At 67.9% G+C, this 19,066-nt stretch carries 10 protein-coding genes; 9 read left to right on the top strand and 1 reads right to left on the bottom strand.

The genetic code is table 11. The annotated features are described in order from the left end of the window. Positions 1 to 388: 388 nt before the first annotated feature. From QQS16_RS30300 to QQS16_RS30280, 5 genes are all read left to right on the top strand, one after another. Positions 389 to 727: an SseB family protein gene (locus QQS16_RS30300; RefSeq protein ID WP_353479733.1), complete on the top strand. Its 339-nt coding sequence runs from the start codon at positions 389 to 391 to the stop codon at positions 725 to 727. Further along, positions 717 to 1,370, top strand: a complete 654-nt coding sequence (locus QQS16_RS30295) for a hypothetical protein (RefSeq protein ID WP_286065224.1) — start codon at positions 717 to 719, stop codon at positions 1,368 to 1,370. The genes QQS16_RS30300 and QQS16_RS30295 overlap by 11 nt, the downstream gene beginning before the upstream one ends. Positions 1,371 to 1,372: 2 nt before the next feature. After that, entirely contained in the window at positions 1,373 to 6,133 is a 4,761-nt protein-coding gene (locus QQS16_RS30290) for a putative T7SS-secreted protein (protein ID WP_286065223.1), read from the top strand. An 8-nt stretch (positions 6,134 to 6,141) separates the two neighbouring features. Next, positions 6,142 to 6,492, top strand: a complete 351-nt coding sequence (locus tag QQS16_RS30285) for a hypothetical protein (protein WP_286065222.1) — start codon at positions 6,142 to 6,144, stop codon at positions 6,490 to 6,492. A gap of 273 nt (positions 6,493 to 6,765) precedes the next feature. Further along, positions 6,766 to 7,374, top strand: coding sequence for a barstar family protein (locus QQS16_RS30280; protein ID WP_286065221.1), 609 nt, complete (start codon positions 6,766 to 6,768; stop codon positions 7,372 to 7,374). 1,181 nt (positions 7,375 to 8,555) lie between these two features. Here the strand turns inward: QQS16_RS30280 and QQS16_RS30275 are convergent. After that, positions 8,556 to 10,232, bottom strand: coding sequence for a DUF6119 family protein (locus QQS16_RS30275; RefSeq protein WP_286065220.1), 1,677 nt, complete (start codon positions 10,230 to 10,232; stop codon positions 8,556 to 8,558). Between the two features lie 221 nt (positions 10,233 to 10,453). Here QQS16_RS30275 and QQS16_RS30270 point away from each other — a divergent pair, with 221 nt between their 5' ends. The 4 genes from QQS16_RS30270 to QQS16_RS30255 all read left to right on the top strand — a co-directional run bounded on the left by QQS16_RS30270 (position 10,454) and on the right by QQS16_RS30255 (position 18,562). After that, entirely contained in the window at positions 10,454 to 12,601 is a 2,148-nt protein-coding gene (locus tag QQS16_RS30270; protein ID WP_286065219.1) for a DNA methyltransferase family protein, read from the top strand. A 108-nt stretch (positions 12,602 to 12,709) separates the two neighbouring features. Then, the gene (locus QQS16_RS30265) at positions 12,710 to 14,227 is read left to right on the top strand and encodes a type I restriction-modification system subunit M (protein ID WP_286065218.1); all 1,518 of its coding nucleotides are present in this window, start codon (positions 12,710 to 12,712) and stop codon (positions 14,225 to 14,227) included. Then, entirely contained in the window at positions 14,220 to 15,452 is a 1,233-nt protein-coding gene (locus QQS16_RS30260; RefSeq protein ID WP_286065217.1) for a restriction endonuclease subunit S, read from the top strand. Before QQS16_RS30265 ends, QQS16_RS30260 begins: the two co-directional genes overlap by 8 nt. Then, positions 15,449 to 18,562 (top strand): type I restriction endonuclease subunit R, encoded by a 3,114-nt coding sequence (locus QQS16_RS30255; RefSeq protein ID WP_286065216.1) that lies wholly within the window; start codon positions 15,449 to 15,451, stop codon positions 18,560 to 18,562. The genes QQS16_RS30260 and QQS16_RS30255 overlap by 4 nt, the downstream gene beginning before the upstream one ends. Positions 18,563 to 19,066 lie beyond the last annotated feature (504 nt).

Raw genomic sequence — 19,066 nt, 5'->3', positions numbered from 1 at the left:
GGTCACCGCGTACGGCGCGGCGTGACCGGGACCGTCGCCTTCGTCGAGGTGCGGTGCGCGCCCGGACCCTCGCATCCGTCAGCCTCGCCCTGGCCCGCTGGCCGCCTCGACGACGAGTACGCCCACACCGCCTCCCCACCGCATCGACGGCTCGGAGCTGCACCTCCTGGACGGCCCCCGTCCCACGGCGGTCTCGATCCGAGGCGACGTGCGGAGCCTTGGCGAACTCCCCAGGAGAACCACTCACACCTCGGCGAGCGTCTGTTCTACGGTGCCAGCAGTGATCGAGGACGAGGGAGGGACCGTGGAGCAGCCGAGGACGGTGTTGGCCGAGCGGATCGCCGAACGGCGGGCGGGAATCGGCGATCCCCGGGCGCTGGTGGGTGAGATGCGGCGCTCGGTCCTTCTGGTCCCGTCCGTCGACGGGCGTCTGTGGTCGGCGCGTTCGGGTGGGGTGCGGTGGATCTGCGGGTTCACCGACGAGGCCGCGCTGGCCCGGTTCGCCCTGCGCCACGCGCCCGGGGACCGGCCGATGGACTACGCGGCGCTGCTGGGCGCGCGGATCGTCGACGAGGTCGTGCCCGCCCTGGGTGAGCCCGCCGGTCTGGCCGTCGACATCGCCAGCGAGGACGGGTCGATGTTCTTCCCGCCGGTCACCGGGGTGGTAGCGGACGAGGTGGCCGTGGACCGCGGCCTGCACGAGGAAGGGGACGGCCGTGGGCGGTGACGGTGGGAACCTGAGTTTCGACCCGGCGTCGGTGGCGAAGTTCACGCGGGGCGTGGGCGCCACCATCGACGGACTCGGTGACCTGGGCGGGGCGACCGGGTCGGTGATGGGCAAGGGTTTCTCGGGGCTGTCGATGACGGGCATGGAGGCCGGGCATCACGGTCTGTCCGTCGATTTCGAGGACTTCTGCGAGCGCTGGGAGTGGGGTGTGCGTGCGCTGGTGCGCGACGCCAGCGCGATCGCGGACCGTCTGGGTCTGGCGGCGGGTACCCAGTGGGAGCACGACCAGTACGTCGAGGGCGCGGTCAAGGTCGGGGTGAACTCCGTGATGGGCGGCAACCCGCACGCGTCCGAGGAGGAGATCACCAAACAGGACTGGGGTGATGTGTTCACCCCGGACGCTCTGGACCCGGACTGGAGTGCCGAGTCGTTCGACAAGGCCGGCCAGGAGATGGAGCAGACCTGGAAGGACACCGGCCGCACCGTGTTGACCGAGGGGCAGGGCGGCCAGCGGTCGGAGATCCTCAACGACGCGCTCGGCATATCCGACGAGCAGTGGAACCAGGCGCTGGACGACACCTTCGGCCCGTCACCGCAGGAACGCGCCCAGCAGGCACAACAGGGTGAAGACGGGGGCAACTGAACATGGGCGTGGGCGACTTCATCAGTGACATCACGCCCGACTCGGTCGAGAACGCGGTCGAGGACGGTGCCGAGTGGGTGGGCAACCGGGTCGAGGACGCGGGAAAGTGGACGGCCGACCGGCTCGACGACGTGGGCTGGCAGTCCGGTGCGGACTGGGTGCGCGAGCAGTCCCGTTCGGTAGCCAACCGGATGGGCGCCGAGGTCGACGAGATGGACCTCGGGCAGAGCGAGGACAAGACCAAGCTGGTCCACGGCAGCCCGGACAAGCTGCGCTCCACCGCCGAGCAGCTGCGCGCTTTCCAGAAGGCCTTCGACGACGCCGGTGACGGGCTCAAGGGCCTGGACTCCTCCCGGCTCAAGGGTGAGGCCGCCGAAGCGCTGCGCACCGCGGTGAGCACCCAGCCGCCCAAGTGGTTCACCGGCGCCGACGCCTGCGAGAAGGCGGCCGCCGCGCTGGAGGCGTTCGCCGCCACCGTCACCTGGGCCCAGGGGCAGGCGCAGACGGCGATCGACACGTGGAAGCAGGGGGTGAAGGCCTCCCAGGACGCGGCCGACGCGCACCGCAAGAAGGTCGACGACTTCAACGGTGCCGTCGACCGCTACAACGCCCAGCCCGCCGACCAGCGCGACCCCGCCACGCTGCCGCCCCGCCCCGCCGCGACGTTCGAGGACCCCGGCAAGGCGCTGATGCAGCAGGCGCAGGATCTGCTGGCCGAGGCCCGCACGCAGCGCAACACGGCCGCGGAGACGGCCCGTTCGGCGGTGCGCGCGGCCCGTGACACAGCCCCCGAGAAGCCGTCCTACGCCGAGCAGCTGAACGACGGAGTGCGGGAGTTCCAGATCATGGGCGACCATGTCGGCGGCGGTGTCATCAAGGGCACCGCGGGACTGCTGAACTTCGTCCGCAGTGTCAACCCGCTGGACCCGTACAACATCACGCACCCGGCCGAGTACGCCACCTCCCTCAACAGCCTGGCCGCCGGTCTGGTCGTCGCCGTCAACGACCCGGTCGGCACCGGCAAGCAGATGGTCAGCGACTTCATGAAGGACCCGCTGGAGGGTTTTGGCCGGCTGATCCCCGACCTCGCGCTGACCGCCGCCACCGCCGGCGGCGGCGCCGCGGTCAAGAGCGCCCGCGTCGCCGCGGACGCCGCCGACGCCGCACGGGCACGCAACCTCCTCGACGACGCCCCCGAGGGCACCCACACCCGCCCCGACGGCGAACGCGTCACCGACGGCACCGACCCCGTCGACCTCGCCTCGGGCCGGATGTTCCTGCCCCAGACCGACCTGACGATCCCCGGCATCCTGCCCCTGGTCTTCACCCGCCGCACCGAGTCCGGCTGCACGGTCGGCCGCTTCCTCGGCCCCTCCTGGACCTCCACCGTTGACGAGCGCCTCATGGTCGACCCCGTCGGCGTCGTCCACGTCACCGCCGACGGCCTCCTGATCACCTACCCCCACCCAGTCCCCGGCGCGCCCACCCGCCCGGAAACAGGCCGGGCCCGCACCCTGCTGGCCCGCGACACCGACGGCGACTACACGCTCACCGACCCCGACACCGGCCTGACCCGCCACTTCACCGCCCCGCCCGGCAGCGAACCCGGCAGCGACGGCACCGCCTGGCTGACGTCCCTGACCGAACCCAACGGCCACACCATCACCGTCGACCGCACCGATGACGGCCTGCCCCTGGCCCTGGTCCACTCGGCCGGCCACCAGGTGAACCTGACCACCGCCGACGGCCGGATCACCGCCCTGTCCCTGGCCGGCGCGGGCGAGGGCGACGTGGACCTGCCCCTGATGGGCTACGGCTACCAGGACGGCAACCTCACCACCGTCACCAAGCCGTCGGGCGCCACCACCACCTTCGTCTACGACGACCGCCACCGCGTCACCGCCTGGATCGACTCCAACAACAGCCGCTACGACTACCTCTACGACGACCGCGACCGCGTCGTCGCCGAAGGCGGCGAAGCAGGCCACATCCAGATCACCCTCACCTACACCGAACCCGCCCCCGAGACCGGCCACCGCACCACAACGCTCACCACCGCCGCCGGGCACGCGACCCGCCACCTCATCGACCACCGCTGCCGGGTGATCGCCACCACCGACCCCCTGGGCCACACCACCCGGTTCACCTACGACCCACGCGGCAACCTGCTCACCCGCACCGACCCACTCGGCAACACCACCACCCACACCTACGACGACAACGACCGACTGGTCTCCGTCGTCCAGCCCGACGGGAGCATGCTGCGCACGGTGCGCGGCCCGTTCGGCCTGCCGAAGGAGGTGATCCGTCCGGACGGGCACCGCACGACCTGCACATACGATGAGCGCGGCAACCGCACCTCGGTCACCGACCCGGCCGGCCGCACCACCCGCTACACCTACGACGACGCCGGCCGCCCGACCTCCGTCACCGACGCCCTGGGCGCCACGACGCTGTTGGTCTGCGACGGCGCGGGCCTGCCCGTCGAGGTCACCGACCCAGCCGGCGGGACCACCCGTCTGGGACACGACGCCCTCGGCAGGCTCGTGCGCATCACCGACCCGGTCGGCGGAGTAGCCCGCTCGACCTGGGACGCGGACGGCAATCTGGTTCGCCGGACCGCCCCGGACGGCGCCACCGAGTCATGGACCTACGACGGTGAGGGCAACTGCCTCACCCACACCGACCCGGCCGGAGGAGTGACCCGCTTCGAGTACACCCACTTCGACCTCCTCGCCACCCGCACCCAACCGGACGGCTCCCGCTACGAATTCGAGCACGACAACGACCTGCGCCTGACCCGGGTGACCAACCCGCAGGGCCTGTCCTGGAGTTACGAGTACGACTCGGCGAGCCGTCTTGTATCGGAAACCGACTTCGACGGCCGAACCATCAGCTACCGTCTCGATGCCGCAGGGCGACTGACGTCCCGGACCGACGCCCTCGGCGGCGTCCTCACCCTGGAGCACGATCAGCTCGGCCGCATGATCAGGAAGCACTCCGGAGGCAGGACCACTTCCTACGCGTATGACGCGTCGGGACGGCTCGTGCAGGCGTCAGGCCCGGACGGCGATCTGATCCGTCAGTACGACCGGCGCGGCCTGCTCAAGACCGAACTCGTCGACGGCCGCGCCATCACGTACATGCACGACGCGCTCGGCCGCCGGGCTCGACGCGTGACCCCAACCGGCCATGTCACCACGTACGCCTATGACGTGGCAGGTCGCCTCGACCTGATGGCCTCGAGCGCCCATCAGGTCGACTTCACCCACGACGCCGCAGGCCGTGAGGTGTCGTGCTCCTACGGCGACACGATGACTGTGTCATCCGTCCGGGACGAAGTCGGCAGGCTTTCCGCCCAGTACCTCACGGCCGGTGGACGGGCCCTGAACAGCCGTACGTACACCTATCGTGCCGACGGCCACCTCACCTCCGTGGTCGATCAGTTGGCCGGCACCCGGTCGTTCGAGCTGGACAACGTCGGCCGTGTCACCGCCGTCAACGCCCACGGCTGGTCCGAACGCTACGCCTACGACCTCGTCGGCAATCAGACCGAAGCCTCCTGGCCCTCTACACATCCGGGCCATGAGACGACCGGCCCTCGCACATACACGGGCACCACGATCACCCGTGCCGGCAACAGCCGTTTCGAGCACGACCCTCTCGGCCGCGTGATCCTGCGGCAGAAGACCCGCCTGTCCCGCAAGGCGGACACCTGGCGTTACGAGTGGGACACCGAGAGCCGCCTCACCTCCGCCGTCACGCCCGACGGGACGCGGTGGCGGTACCGCTACGACCCACTGGGCCGCCGCATCGCCAAGCAGCGTCTCGCGGACGACGGTGAGACCGTCCTGGAGGAAACCCGTTTCACCTGGGACGGCATGGTCCTGTGCGAACAGACGACCGTCTCCCATGACCTGCCGAACATCGTCGCGCTCACCTGGGACCATCGCGGCTCGACTCCCCTCACCCAGACCGAACGCATCCTCGCCCGCGGCGCGGGTCAGGGGGAGATCGACCGCCGCTTCTTCGCCATCGTCACGGACCTCGTCGGCACCCCGACCGAACTGGTCGCCGAGAACGGGGACATCGCCTGGCGCACCCGGTCCACCCTCTGGGGCACCACCGCCTGGAACCGGAGCAGCGCCGCCTACACGCCCCTCCGCTTTCCCGGCCAGTACCACGACCCCGAAACCGGTCTTCACTACAACCTCTTCCGGCACTATGACCCCGCCACGGCCCGCTACCTCACCCCGGATCCGCTCGGTCTCGCTCCCGCGCCCAACCCGGCCGCCTACGTCCACAATCCGCACACCTGGACGGACCCACTAGGCCTTTCTCCCTATCAAGAGGGGGGAGGAAAAGCGGAGGTCGATCCCCGGAAGCTCGACTACCTGTTCAACAAGGACATCAAACCGGACTCGCACAACTCACCGAGGGCACTCCAGAACGAACTACAACTCCACCGGATCGGAATACCGGACACTCCAGAGATGCGGCAATACGTCACAGATCATCTGCCACACGCCGCCCAACAGCCGTTCGGGCGCACTTTCAGCAAGGAGTGGCCCGGCGGAAGCGGCGAATTCGGTGTCACCGAATCTGTCCTCTACGGTCCGCACGGGGCGCTTGGCGTCGAGAGCACCTGGCAGATTCTGCCGGACGGCGGACATAGACTCTCGACAGTCATCTTCCGCGGCAATGGCCCAAATGTAAGTATTCACGGCAGCCTGGACCACTGGCCGCCGTACAGTGGAAAGTAAAGGCGAACATGTACCGAGAGTTCCTCGTTCCCGACGACGAAGAGGTCTACGAGGCCATCGGCGAATGGCCGGATTCAGACGAGAGCGGCGCACGGGTTCTCACCCTGCGGGATGATTTCGGACAGTCTGTCATTTTTTCCTACGATGCACTGGCGAGGTCGGTAAGGATTCGCTGGGTGAACGATAGAGGGGTGGAGATGCTGGATGTCTTCCGCGAAAGCGCAACGCGCCTTTCCTTCGCCTCAGGGCAATCAACCAAGCATATTTCCATCGACTTCCACACGGGCGAGTGCACGGGGGCCTTGGAGATTCAGGTGACGCCCCACCTGGCGGTGCGCGACCGCCTCCTGTTTCAATAGGAGGCGCTTCCCTGCGCCACGCTAAGCGTTGCCGCGGGGCATGCCTGCTGACGAGACCTGACGGCGACGAGGCCACCATCAGCGCTCTCCGCACATGGGCCTGGAGTGGGCCGAAGACCTCGCCACCCTGCTGCATGAAGAGGCCGGTGACCCGGGCATCGACTGATCGCGTCCGGACGAGATCGCAGCTGCAAACGAGTTCGCGAGCTTGTCGCACCGAGCACGCCGGGCACACTCCGACCCCTTGTCAGACGTACATCGTGATGGAGACCGATGAGTAACGCCGCCTGGTGGGAACGGAACGAGGAAGAAATCTGTGTCGTCCGGAGCGACTCCTCGATCTCCGCTGCACGCGCCCTGCCTCCCACCGGACTGATCTACTCGGCCCGGATGCAAGGACAGGAAATGCGCCACTCCGACGGGGTGTTCACCCAGTTCTACGAGGCACTGCGCCTCCCGGACTACTTCGGTTGGAACTGGAACGCACTGCGGGACTGTCTGACCGATCTGCACTGGATCAGCGCCAAGCATTTCCTTCTTACCATCGACGACGCCGACACCGCGCTTTCCGAGTGCGCCGAAGAACGCGAAATCCTCTTCCGCGTCCTGAATGACGCCGTCAAGTTCTGGGCGGGAAAGCCCGAGCTTCCGGGCCAGGAGAAGATCACCTTTCAGGCCGTACTGCTGTGCCCGCCCGACGTCCAGGAGGAGGTGCTCCGGGAAATCAGGACCAGTCGCAGACACCGACCTTCAGGGACGAGTCACAGGACAGCGGATTCGACCGGCGAGAATCGTGCGGTCTCGCGGCACGGAGCTCTCAGACTCGACGGGCGAACACGGTCCGCCGTTCGTCTCCGTGCCGAAGCAGGGGCTAGTCCATGAGTCGGTCGGTATCCCTGGGAACCCGCCTTCTGTGCGGCAGACGCGTCATCGTCATCCAGCGAGAGCCGGGACCAAGATCCATGCCCTCCCCGATCACGAAGAGCCCTGCGACCTGATCACCTGGCGGGAGCCACGTCGGCTGGGTGCGGGCCAAGCCGCCCCTGGACCCCGGCACCCGATTGGGCCGGATGGTGACCGATCAGGGAGGCACGAGTTCCCGACGGCTGGAATTCCCCAGCCATGCGACCGGCCCAGAGCCCCGAGTCGAGCGTCCTCCGAGCGTCAAGAGGCTTCCGACTACGTCGCGAGGTGTCGCCGATGCGTACGCCTCCCCCACGAAGTCGCAGGTCAGGCAGCCTTCACAGGGCGTCCCGCCCGCTCGACCCGCTACACGAGGGGAAACAGGTCGAGCGACCACAACGCGCCGCAAAAGCGCAGGTCAGGCACCCTTCGCGATCGGCTCCAGAATCGCCACGCACTCCACATGGTGCGTCATCGGAATCACGTTGACCTGGGCAAGTCACGGAAAATCCCAGGTCAGATGCACTTTCTCGGCTCATCGGTCTGTATACGGACGCCCAGAGCGTCAAACGAGCGTCATGGCCGACGGTCGGGACCAAGATCCATACCCTCCCCGATCGCGAAGCGCCCTGCGACCTGATCAACCTGTTCGCAGCCTCCCACTGCTGGTCCGAGGCAAGCTCGAGGAGGTCGGCCGCCGCCACGCCCGCGGCCGCTTCGACCACGAGGACCTGCAGGCGAACGGCACGGGCGCCGAGTGGACTGACGACCAAGCCTCGCCGCCTACGGTGTGGAGGAGGCCACCATTACCGCTCTCCGTATCTGGGCCGCGGAGTGGGCCAACGACCTCGCGACCCAGCTCCTCATGGAGTCCCATGATCCAGCCATTGGGGCCGCCTCACCAGCTCCACAATGCGGTTCCGGCAGGAGCATCGCCGAAACCACACTGCACGTCATCCAATAGGGACCGGAACCGTCCGACGTTGGCAGAGGGTCTCCGACCCAACCGGTGTCGGCATCCCGACCTGTGCACCTACGTCTTCGGTGAGGGATGAACACCTTAGGGGCCCGGGCAAGCTGCATCAGCGGCCCCGCTGTCACGGCGGCCATCTCGGGCCGCCCCGCGGTCGCTCCTGACCCATACGAACCGTGACGCCCAACTATGCAGCCCGGGGAGTCTGCGAAGGGGCTGCCCGGATGCCGACGACCTCCACTTCCACTCCCCACGACCGCAGTGTCTTCGCCGTCTCGACAAGCGTCACCTGGGAGAAGGGAAACAGCGTCTCCGGGGTCAGCTCCTCCGTACCATCCTTCAAGAGAATGCCGAACACGAGACGCCGGGGGACGAAGTCGAGGGGCATGATGCGCCTCCCCCTGCTCTGCTCGAAAACCTTGCGGGCGAACTGCGCGCGCACCTCGGCCGACTCCTTGAGCATCTGAACGGCCACCAGCCCCTGGCTGAAAAGGTGGCTGAGCGGACCGGACCGGTGGGCGCGCTTCACCAGGACCAGCGTGTCGTCAGGTGTGAGGACATCGCAGATCTCCACCTCATTGCCGGCCTTGAGTGGGTTGCCCACGTTCTTGCGGTCGAGGCAGACGTAGCCATCCCCCATCCGGGCGACCGACTCGTTGTACAGGTCCTCCTTCTCGCCCGGTTCCCAGGCAGGCAACTCCACCGACGGCGGACGGTTGATCAACCGTGTCACGGTATCCCTGATCGCGGCGAGGTACCGCGCCCCGATCTCGTACCACTCGCAGTCCATCAGGAGGAACCGTCGTTCCCCGAGGGAGATACCGGCCTCGATCCACCGCAGCAGGGGTGTGGCGACGAGCCGGTCCTCGGGAGCGGCCCGGTGGTGGCGGTAGAGCGTGACGGTACTGCGCCGAAGCGCGGCCAGGTGCCCGCCTGCCGGGCGTGTACGCACCCGGTCCAGCACATGGTCGAGCTCGAAGGCGTCCCCCATGGTGACCCCGCAGCCGTCGATCCTCAGCTGGACGGCACCCGCAGCCTGGTAGTACGCCCAGTGGTCCCCGGGGACCCCCTGAGTGATCCGTCCGTCGGCGGGATCGCCCAACGCGGCCTCGAGCTCCTGCTCAAGGAGGGCCAGCGTTGCCGTGTCCTTGACCGGCGTGATGTGCTCGACGAATTCCAGCGCGGGATCGGGGGACTCGTCACGGCACACCCGCGCGATCTCCCGGATGTCCGCGACCAGGTCGGCCGGCTCGATCCCGAGCGGAAGCCGGAGTCCGGCACCTCCTTCCACGCTCACGATGCCGCCCCCGCCGCTCTGGGCTCGCGTAAGGCCGTTGGACTGGAGGACGCCACGAAGGCTGGTGACGAACTGCTGGTGCTCGCGTACGCCGAGGCGCGTGACGGACGTCCCGCCGGGCACGAGGGCGATGTCGGTCCTGGCCTCGCCCATGGTGTTCGCGATGAGGCCCCGCACCTGCAGCGGGTCGACCTGGCGTGCGGCGTAGCGGAGCCCGAAGCGCCGGTCCTTCAGGCGGTCCGGGATCAGCCGGTACCCCTGGTCGTACCCGATGGCGTACACCTCCCCGTCGACCGCGAGCATGAGCAGTGCGGCCGTCCTCCGGACACACTCGGACACGTCGCATCCGGTGGTGCGGGCGATCTCGTCGCACCAGGCCGCCTTTTGCTTTTCGATTCCCGCGCTGAGGAACAGCCAGGGAACCGGGAGCAGTTCGCGGTGGGCGTCGTGGAACTCGGCGTCGAGGGACGCAAGCTGCTTGTGATCGAGGGCCGCGCGCATGCCGTCCCGGTTCGGGACGACGTCGACGAGACGGTAGAGGGTGCGAAGGGACGTGCTGGGAGCCATGTGTGTCTCCAGTCGGTCTCGTGCGTCACCGGTCTCAGGACCGCGGTCGTGCCGGTCGGGGTGACGGACATCGACATTGACAGGCGAAGTCCACGTCCAGAACCTGACCGCCTGATAGCACCTGCTATCAGGCTTTCCTGTATTGGCACTTCCCGGTCGGTCGTAGAGTGCAAACGGCGCCGGTGCCGCGGCACCATGGTCGGGCGAAGAGGGGGACCGGAATGCCCAGCGCACACGAAACCCATGCTCTCGGCCCGTCCAGGGAGACGACCTGGCGCATCTCGCCAACGGAGATCGCGGCTCTCGCCCGGGTGGAGCGAGCCGTGCCCGCCAACTGGCGCCGCCGCCACGGCGATTTCCCGGAACCCATCGCCCGAGACGGCGGCCGTACCTTCTTCGACGGCCGAGAGATCGTCGATTGGCTCCTGACGACGGGCCACGGCAATGCCGACGAGAACGACCTGGGCACGGAGCTGGCACTGCACTGCCTCTCAGCCTGGACCTCGCGCATTCCCAGTCGGCAGATGCTGGACGTACTGACCGCGCTCATGTGTCTGCGCCACCACGAGGGCATGCCGCTGCTTTCGGGGGAAGACACCACCTGGGAGTCGGTCGTGGAGCGGGCCGGACTGCTGGACGAGGACGACACCTGTCTGATCAGTGAGTTGACGAACGCCGGCCCTTGGGGACCGCCCCTGTCCCGGCTCGCCGACGAACTGGTGGCGGCCGCCACGAACACACGCCGACGCCAGGGCGGCATGCTGACGGATCGTCACGGGCCTGCAGCGGATGCCTTCGAATGGCTGCTCGGCGTGCGCCACAGGCTGGGGTTCCACGATCTGACCGCAGACACCCTCACCCCCGGGATGACCGAGTGCATCGCGCGGCTCACGGGGATCGATGGCATGACCGACCCGGTCGTCGCCAACCCGGGTGCCCGCGGCGGAGACCTCCTCGTCGCCCTGCACTCCGTGGCCGGCCCCGGTATCACGCCAAGGTTCGTCGCCTCCGACACGGACCGCTCACTGGTACGTCTCGTACGACGTCGGATGCTGGTCCGCGGCGTGCTGGGACAGGTCTTTGGCGTGCAGGAAGGCGAGAGCGTCCCCGACGCGCTCGACGGACCGAACGTCGTCGCCTCCGTCCTCCCCTACCTGGCCCGCGAGGAACGGCTGCCAGAGAAAACGCTGGAGCGGATCGAGGCCCTGACCGATCTCCTTGCCGAGAGGTGCACAGCCGTCGTGCTCGGTCCCGCCGACGCCTTGACGGAGCCGTTGCGTCCCCACGACTGGGCCGACCGCTTCCGCAGGTATTTTCTGACCAACGGCCTGTTGAAGGCCGTGGTCGCTCTGCCGGGCGGAGTCATGCCGTACCGGCCGGGGTACCGCACCGCGCTCTGGGTGCTGGCCCGTACACCGGAGCAGGAGAGGCGGGGCCGAGTCCTCCTCGCCGACCTGTCGGGCCAGGAGATGACCGAGCGGACTCTCACCGGGATCACCGAGGACATCCGGCGGTGGCGAGCCGGTGGCTGGGACGACGACGGTCTCCCAACGCTCCACCACAGCATGGCCGTGTCCGTCGAGAGGCTGAACAGCCGTGCCGGTGCCGCGCTCACGCCCCGGACGCGGGCTGCTACGGGGGCTCCGGACAGGGTCCTTCGCATGGCCGATCTGGAACTTCGACTGAAGGAGCTCGGCGAGCGGGCCCACCGCGAGTCCGGTGCGGGCGGCGAACTGACGGCCCATGCCTCACTCCGCCCGGAGAGCAGCACCCCACCGTCCACCACCATCGCGCGGCTGCGCAAGGAGCGTCGCCTGCGTATGCTCCCGGGGCACCGGATCGCCACCGAGTACCTGCTGGACCGCGGTGACCACAACGTCCTGACCCCCGCCGAGGTCCTCGGCAGGAAACCGGTCGGCACCCACCGCATCGACCGTGCCGTGCTGATGACGGCATACCGGCACGTCGCCTTTACCGAACCCGGTGATCTTGTAATCACGGCTCAGCCAGAGTTCGGCGCGTACATCGACGCGGACGGTTTCTCCGTCGTCGCCTATCCCGCCCGGGTGCTGAGAATCCGGTCGGAGGCGGCGCGCCCTGTGAGGCCCCGGGTTCTGGCCGCGTTCCTGTCCATGGCAGCCGCGGAGTACCGGCGCACCCGGGGCTCCGTGCACTCCGCGCGTACGCTCGAAGAGCTGGAATTTCCCGATGTCGGTCCGGTGGAAGCCGACCGTCTCGATGCCCTGCTCGAGGACATCGAGCGGCGGTCGTCGGTACTGCGGCAGCAGATCGGGGCTCTCGACGAGCTGGGGAGCCTCGCCACCGCCGGGATGGCCGACGGCACCCTTACTCTGCATGCCGACCAGTGATCCGCCGCTCAAGGAAGAGGAACCGCTGCCATGCCGTCGCGGATGAACCGAGCCGACGTCCGAGCCGAGCTGTCCGGCGTACCGGGCTCCGGTGAGATCCAGCACGTCTTGTGGACGGCCGCGGACAAGCTGCGTGGCTCGATGGACATTGCCCGGTACAAGGAGTTCCTCCTCGGCCTGGTCTTTCTGAAATACCTGTCCGACGCCTTCGACGAGCGCCGCGCCGAGCTCGACGAGGAACTCGCCGAGGAAGGCATGAACGCGGCACAACGGGCCGTCTTCCTGGAGGACAAGGACGAGTACATCGGCTACGGCGCCTGCTGGGTGCCGGAGTCCGCCCGCTGGAGCGCCATCGCTGCCCGCACGGGGAGCGAGGACGTCGGCCGGTACCTCGATGACGCGATCGACGCCGTCATGCAGGAGAACCCACCGCTCGCCGGTGTCCTGCCGAAAATCTACGGTCAGGAGGACATCGGCTGGCGCCGTCTCGCCGAACTGGTCGCCCTCATGGACGACGCGCGGTTCACGGGCCCCGGAGGCAGGCCGGCACGGGACGTCCTGAGCGCGGTGTACGCGGACTTCCTCGACAGGTTCTCCCGGGCGGAAGGGAAACGAGGCGGTGACTTCCACCCCCCGGGGAGCGTGGCCCGGCTGCTGGTGGAGATGCTGGAGCCGTACGCGGGCCGGATCTACGACCCGGTCTGCGGCACGGCCGGGCTGCTCGTCCGGGCAGGAGAATTCGCTGCCGGACACGGGACCACAGCACACACAGACGACTTGGCGGTGCACGGCCAAGATCGGGATGACCGCACATGGCGGCTGGCGAGGATGAACCTCGCGCTGCACGGTGTCGAAGGCGACCTGGCGTGGGGGGATTCCCTCAGCGAGGACCGGTACCCCGGTCTGGAAGCCGACTTCGTCCTGTCCATTCCCCCCTTCAACCTCAAGGATTGGCCACGGAACCCGGAGGACTCGCGTTGGCGGTACGGTGTGCCGCCGCAAGCCAACGCGAACTTCGCATGGTTGCAGCACATCATCGCCAAGCTCGGAGACAAGGGCACCGCCGGTGTCGTTCTGGCCGGTGCCTCGGTCACTGGCGGCCGGGGCCGCGAAGACGAGATCCGCCGGGCGTTGATCGAGGAAGACCTGGTGGCCTGCATGGTCGCGCTACCGCCGAACCTCTTCCGCAGCACCGGCGTTCCCGTATATCTGTGGCTCCTGGACAAGGACAAGTCCCCCCGGGGAACCAAGAACCTGGAAGACCGGCGTGGCCGCATACTGTTCATCGACGCCGGGACCATGGGTGAGACAGCCGGCCGAGGAGAGCGCACCCTCTCCGACGGCGACCTCGCGAAGATCGTCGGCACGTATCGCGCATGGCGGGGCATGGCCTCGGCAGCGGGCAAGCGGTACAAGAACGTTGCCGGATTCTGTTTCTCCGCGGATGTGGCAGATGTCCGGCGCGAAGGCCATGTGCTGTCGCCGAACCGGTACATCGCCGAAGTCGGTGTCGAGTCGGCTGCCGAACGCATCGGGCGCCTGACGAAGGAGCTCGATGGGCTCTTCAGCTTGGCGGACGACCTGACGGAGGCGGTGCGGGCACAGTTGCGGAGGGTCGATGGCTGACTGGAAGTTCGTCGAGTACCAGTCGCTGGCCGCGTCCGAAGACCGTTCGGCCTTCGCCATGGGCCCGTTTGGATCACGGATCACGAAGGAGGATTACGTTCGGGACGGAGTCCCCGTCATCCGCGGGACGAATCTGGCACGGGGAATCCTCGACGGTGAATTCGTCTTCATCACGGAGGAGAAGGCGGACGAGGTGCTGTCGGCGAACGTCTTCCCGGGAGACGTCGTGTTCACCCACCGGGGTGCCATCGGCCAGGTGTCCATGGTGCCTCGCAGGCTGGAATACAACCGGTACGTCATCGATTCGTCCCAGCTGCGGTCCCGGCTGGATCCGGCGAGAGCACTGCCCGAGTTCTACCACTACTGGTTCCGGTCGGAGGCGGGACGGCGTTCGCTTCTGACCCACACGTCGGCTGTGGGCGGGTCGGGCATGGCCGCTGCCCTGACGTCGATCCGCACCCTTCCGGTCCCGCACCCTCCGATGGCCGAGCAGGAGGGGGTGGTCGCCGTCCTCGGCGCGTTGGACGACAAGATCGCCGCCAACAGCCGCATCGTGGCCGCCACCCGCGAGCTGGCACTGGCACATTACGACCGGGCCGTCGAGTCGGCAGACCCGGTCCGGGTCGCCGTTGGCTCCGTCACGAGTGCGCTGCACCGGGGCGTCACACACCGGTACACGGACGCCCCGCATGGGGTGATCTTGCTCGACCAGGAGTGCGTCCGAGAAGGCCGGGTGATCACCGAGTCCGCGGGCCGGGCGCTCAGGGAGGAGGTGGACGCCGCCAGGATGCTGCAGCGCCACGACGTGCTGGTCACCTCGTACGGCGCCGGCACACTCGGCCGTGTCGCCCGCTGGACCGCGGACGCGGATGCGGTGCCGGGCGCCCGTCTGCTGACGGTCCGCTTCGCGCCTGAACTGACCGACCCCCTTTGCACGGGGTTCGCGATGCTGCGCGCACAGCCCAGCATCGAGGCCATGGCAGAGGGGACGCCCCGGCAGACCGGACTTCGGGAGACCCATCTGGCCGCCCTGGAGCTCCTCCTGCCCGCCGACGCCCACCGGCCCGCGCTGCGGGCTACGCTCGAGGCGCTGGAGAACCGGGCCGACCACGGACAGGCGGAGTCGGCCACCCTGGCCGAGCTCCGCGACAGCCTTCTTCCCCAGCTGATGACGGGCAGCCTGCGCGTCAGGGACGCCAAAGCAGTCGTGGAGGACGCTACGTGACCAGCCTGCCCACCGGATCCGAGTGGGCGCAGCTCACGGTGACCGAGCTGAAGCGGCTCGGCTGGGAGGCGTGTCCCGGAAACCGGCTCGCGCCGGGGTCCGGCCACCGGCGTGACTGGGACGGTCTGATCCTCCACGACCAGCTCCGCGAGGCGATCACCCGCCTCAACACTGGCCTGCCTCCGGAGGCGGTGAGCCAAGCCGTGTCCATCGCGGCCACTCCCGTAGACCAGGACGCGTACACCGAAAACAGGCAGACGCACGCGTATATGACCCATGGGATTCGATCCGTCGCCTACACGGACGAGTTCGGCGCACGGCACAACCCCCCGGTCCGACTGATCGATCTGAGGAACGCGGACGCCAACAGGTACGTCGTGTCGACCGACACCGCACTCGCCGGCGCGGACGGGCAGCGTCGCCGCTTGGACCTCGTCCTCTACGTCAACGGGCTGCCGGTGGCCGTGATCGAGGCGAAGCGGGCCCAGGACGGGGACGGGGCGCTGCGAGGGGCGCACCGCACAATTCAGCGGTGCGCGGAGGACTTCCCCGCCGCCTTCCGCTACAACGCCGTCACTTTGCTCTCATCCGGGACCGAAGCCGTGTACGGGACGCCCTTCACGCCGTACGAGCAATATGCTGCCTGGAACGTAGACGAGTCGGGTCGGCCGGTACGGCCGGACCAAGCCGGTGAGGGAGACGCGACAGCAGAACAGCTGGCCCTGCGCGGCCTGTTCGACCGGACCCGGCTGCTGCGCTTCGTCGATGGGTTCATCGACTTCACGTCCACCGGGAAGCGCATCGCCAGACCGCACCAGTATTTCGCAGCGACCAAGGCCGCACGATGCGTGGTCGAGGCCTTTCGCACCGACGGGCGGGCCGGAGTCGTGGCGCACGCCACCGGAAGCGGCACGTCCTGGACCATGGTGTGGACTTCCGGGATCATCGCTCGTGACCCGGCACTGAACTGGCCTACGCTCGTCGTTGTCACGGACAATACCGACCGCGACCACCAACTGTTCGCGATTTTCCAGGAGCACGGGCCTCCGCTGGAGCCCCTGTACCACGCGGACTCCCGTGAGGAATTGCGTGGGCTGCTGTCCGGCATGCGTGCCGGCGGCACCGTCTTCACGACCTTGCAGAAATTCGGCCTCACCACACGTGAGCACACGTCGGGTTCCGGACACCCCACGCTGTCCGAACGGCGGAACATCGTCGTCATCGTCGACGAAGCCCACCGATCCCACCGTTCCCTGCACGCCCGCCATCTCCGCGGGGCCCTGCCGAACGCAACCCTGCTCGCCTTCACCTCCGTACCGCTTTCGTCAGCCGACCGGATGATCCGCCAGGTGTTCGGCGGCTCCATCGACACCTATGACCTCGAGCGGGCCACCGGCGATGGGGTGACGGTCCCTGTCCACTACGAGGACCGGACCATCGAATTCGCCCGGGAATCCTGGCCCGATCTCCCAGAGTTCGACGAGGAGTCCGGACTGACTGCCGGATCCGGACGCCGTCGCACCGAGCGGACCGTCGCCGATCTGAACGCCACACACGGCACCCCGGCTCGGGTCCACGCCCTGGCCTCCGACCTGGTGGAGCACTGGGAGCAACGTCGCGCACACATGACGCCGTTCATCGGCACACCCGGCAAGGCCATGGTCGTCTGTGCCACACGCGAGATGTGCGTGCGAGTGTTCGAGGCCATCCAGGAACTACGGCCCGGGTGGGCTCATCAGGCGGTTGACCACGGGACGATGAAGATCGTCTTCTCGGGCTTGGGCATGGACCCGGACCGGCTGCGTTCCCATGCTCTGACTCCGGCGGAGCGCTCGACGGTAGTCAGACGGGCCCAGGATCCGGACGACGAGCTCGAACTGCTCATCGTGCACAGCATGCTGCTCACCGGCTTCGACGCGCCGCCGGTCCACACCATGTATCTGGACCGCTCCCTCAAGGGCAACCTGCTGATGCAGGCCATGGTTCGGGTCAACCGTCGCTTCCGCGGCAAGCCGGACGGTCTCCTCGTCGGCTACGTGCCTCTTGCCGACAACCTACGTCAGATGCTCGCCGAACGCTCCGACACCGGCCAGGCCGTCCGATACGCAGCCGCGGACATCGACACGGCACTCGATGAGCTGCGCAAGGAGTACGACGCCTTGTGCTGCATCCTCGCGGGCATCGACTGGCGCGCACTGCTCGCAAGACCAGGTCCCCGGTCACACCTGGACGCCGTACTGAAGACCTTGAATCATCTGCGCGACCCCCGCACTCCCGGAAACGACACTGCCGACCCGGCCCGCAATCTCGGGCGGCGCTTTCGCGAGCACGCCTATCGCCTGGAGCGTTTCCATGCACTGACCTTCGCCAGCACCAAGATCGCGGAACGGTTTCCAGATGTTCCGAACTGGCGATCCGACCTGAAGTTCATGACGAAGGTGCGTATCTGGATGGCCAGATTCGACGCCGCAGACCGCGAGGCAATGGGCCCGGACGAATCCCAAGACATGGTGCACATGGTGCAGCAGCTGGCGCAGACCGCCGGGCCGGAGGCGCCCGCCACAGGACTCCAGGCGTCCGAAACCCCGCACTTGGCCACCGAGGCCATGCGGCGGCTGGCCGAGCAGTCCGTACACGAAGTCACCCAGCACAATGTCGTTCGGCGCGGCGTCCTGTCGGCACGGTTGCGGGACCTGACGAGCGAATACGAACGGCAGCGGCTCACCAGCGGGGAGATCATCGCCGAACTGACCGAGATGGTGCACGAGATAGCCTCGGACACCCACCGCGGTGAGCGGTTCGACCCGCCGCTGAGCCAGGATGAACTCGCCTTCTACGACGCGATCGCCGGCCACGGCACGGCCCGCGGCCTCATCGGCGACGCAGCGCTTGCCGACATCGCCCGCGCGCTGGTGACCACTGTGCGTCGGCAACTGACACCGGACTGGGTCTCCCACGAACCTGTCCGCGCCAGACTGCGCAGCACCATCAAACGACTGCTCGCCCGGCACGGATACCCACCCGCGGAGGTCTTGGACGCAGTAGAGCTCATCACCAAGCAGCTGGAGTATTTCGCCCGGGAGTGGACGCCCGAGGAATCCAAGGACTGACGCACTTTGACAAGCAACAGTCCACACTACGCGGCGATGACAATCCGTGACATCGGACGGCGAACACGGTGGACTTCGTGCCGCACGCAGGTGCGGTTCGAAAACCGGGTGCAGCGCATGCAGGCCGATACCCTCAGACTCGACGGCGAACACGGTCCCCTCCTCGTCTCCGTGCAGGAGCAGGAACCAGTCCATGAGTCGGGTCAGTCGGTACCGCTGGCACCCGCCCTCGGTACGGCAGACGCGTCACCGTCATCGAGGCCCCGCAGGTCGGTGAACACCACAGGTTCCGCAAAAGCCCGACAAATCGATTGACCCGCGCTATCTGATCCAGGACGACCACCTCACACTCCGTCAGAAACAGCGTCGAACGAGCGTCAAGGCATTTTCCGAACCCGTCCCTTACGGAGTTGAGGCAGACCGTTCGCGACTCACACACCTGCCGCGAAACCGCCGGTGAGACGCGTGGCGGGACCTACAGCATGCTCCACGCGGTGAACCTAC

Source organism: Streptomyces sp. ALI-76-A, assembly GCF_030287445.1.
Lineage (GTDB): Bacteria > Actinomycetota > Actinomycetes > Streptomycetales > Streptomycetaceae > Streptomyces.
Note: the sequence above shows the minus strand (reverse complement) of the source record. Positions and strands in the feature narration are given on the sequence as shown.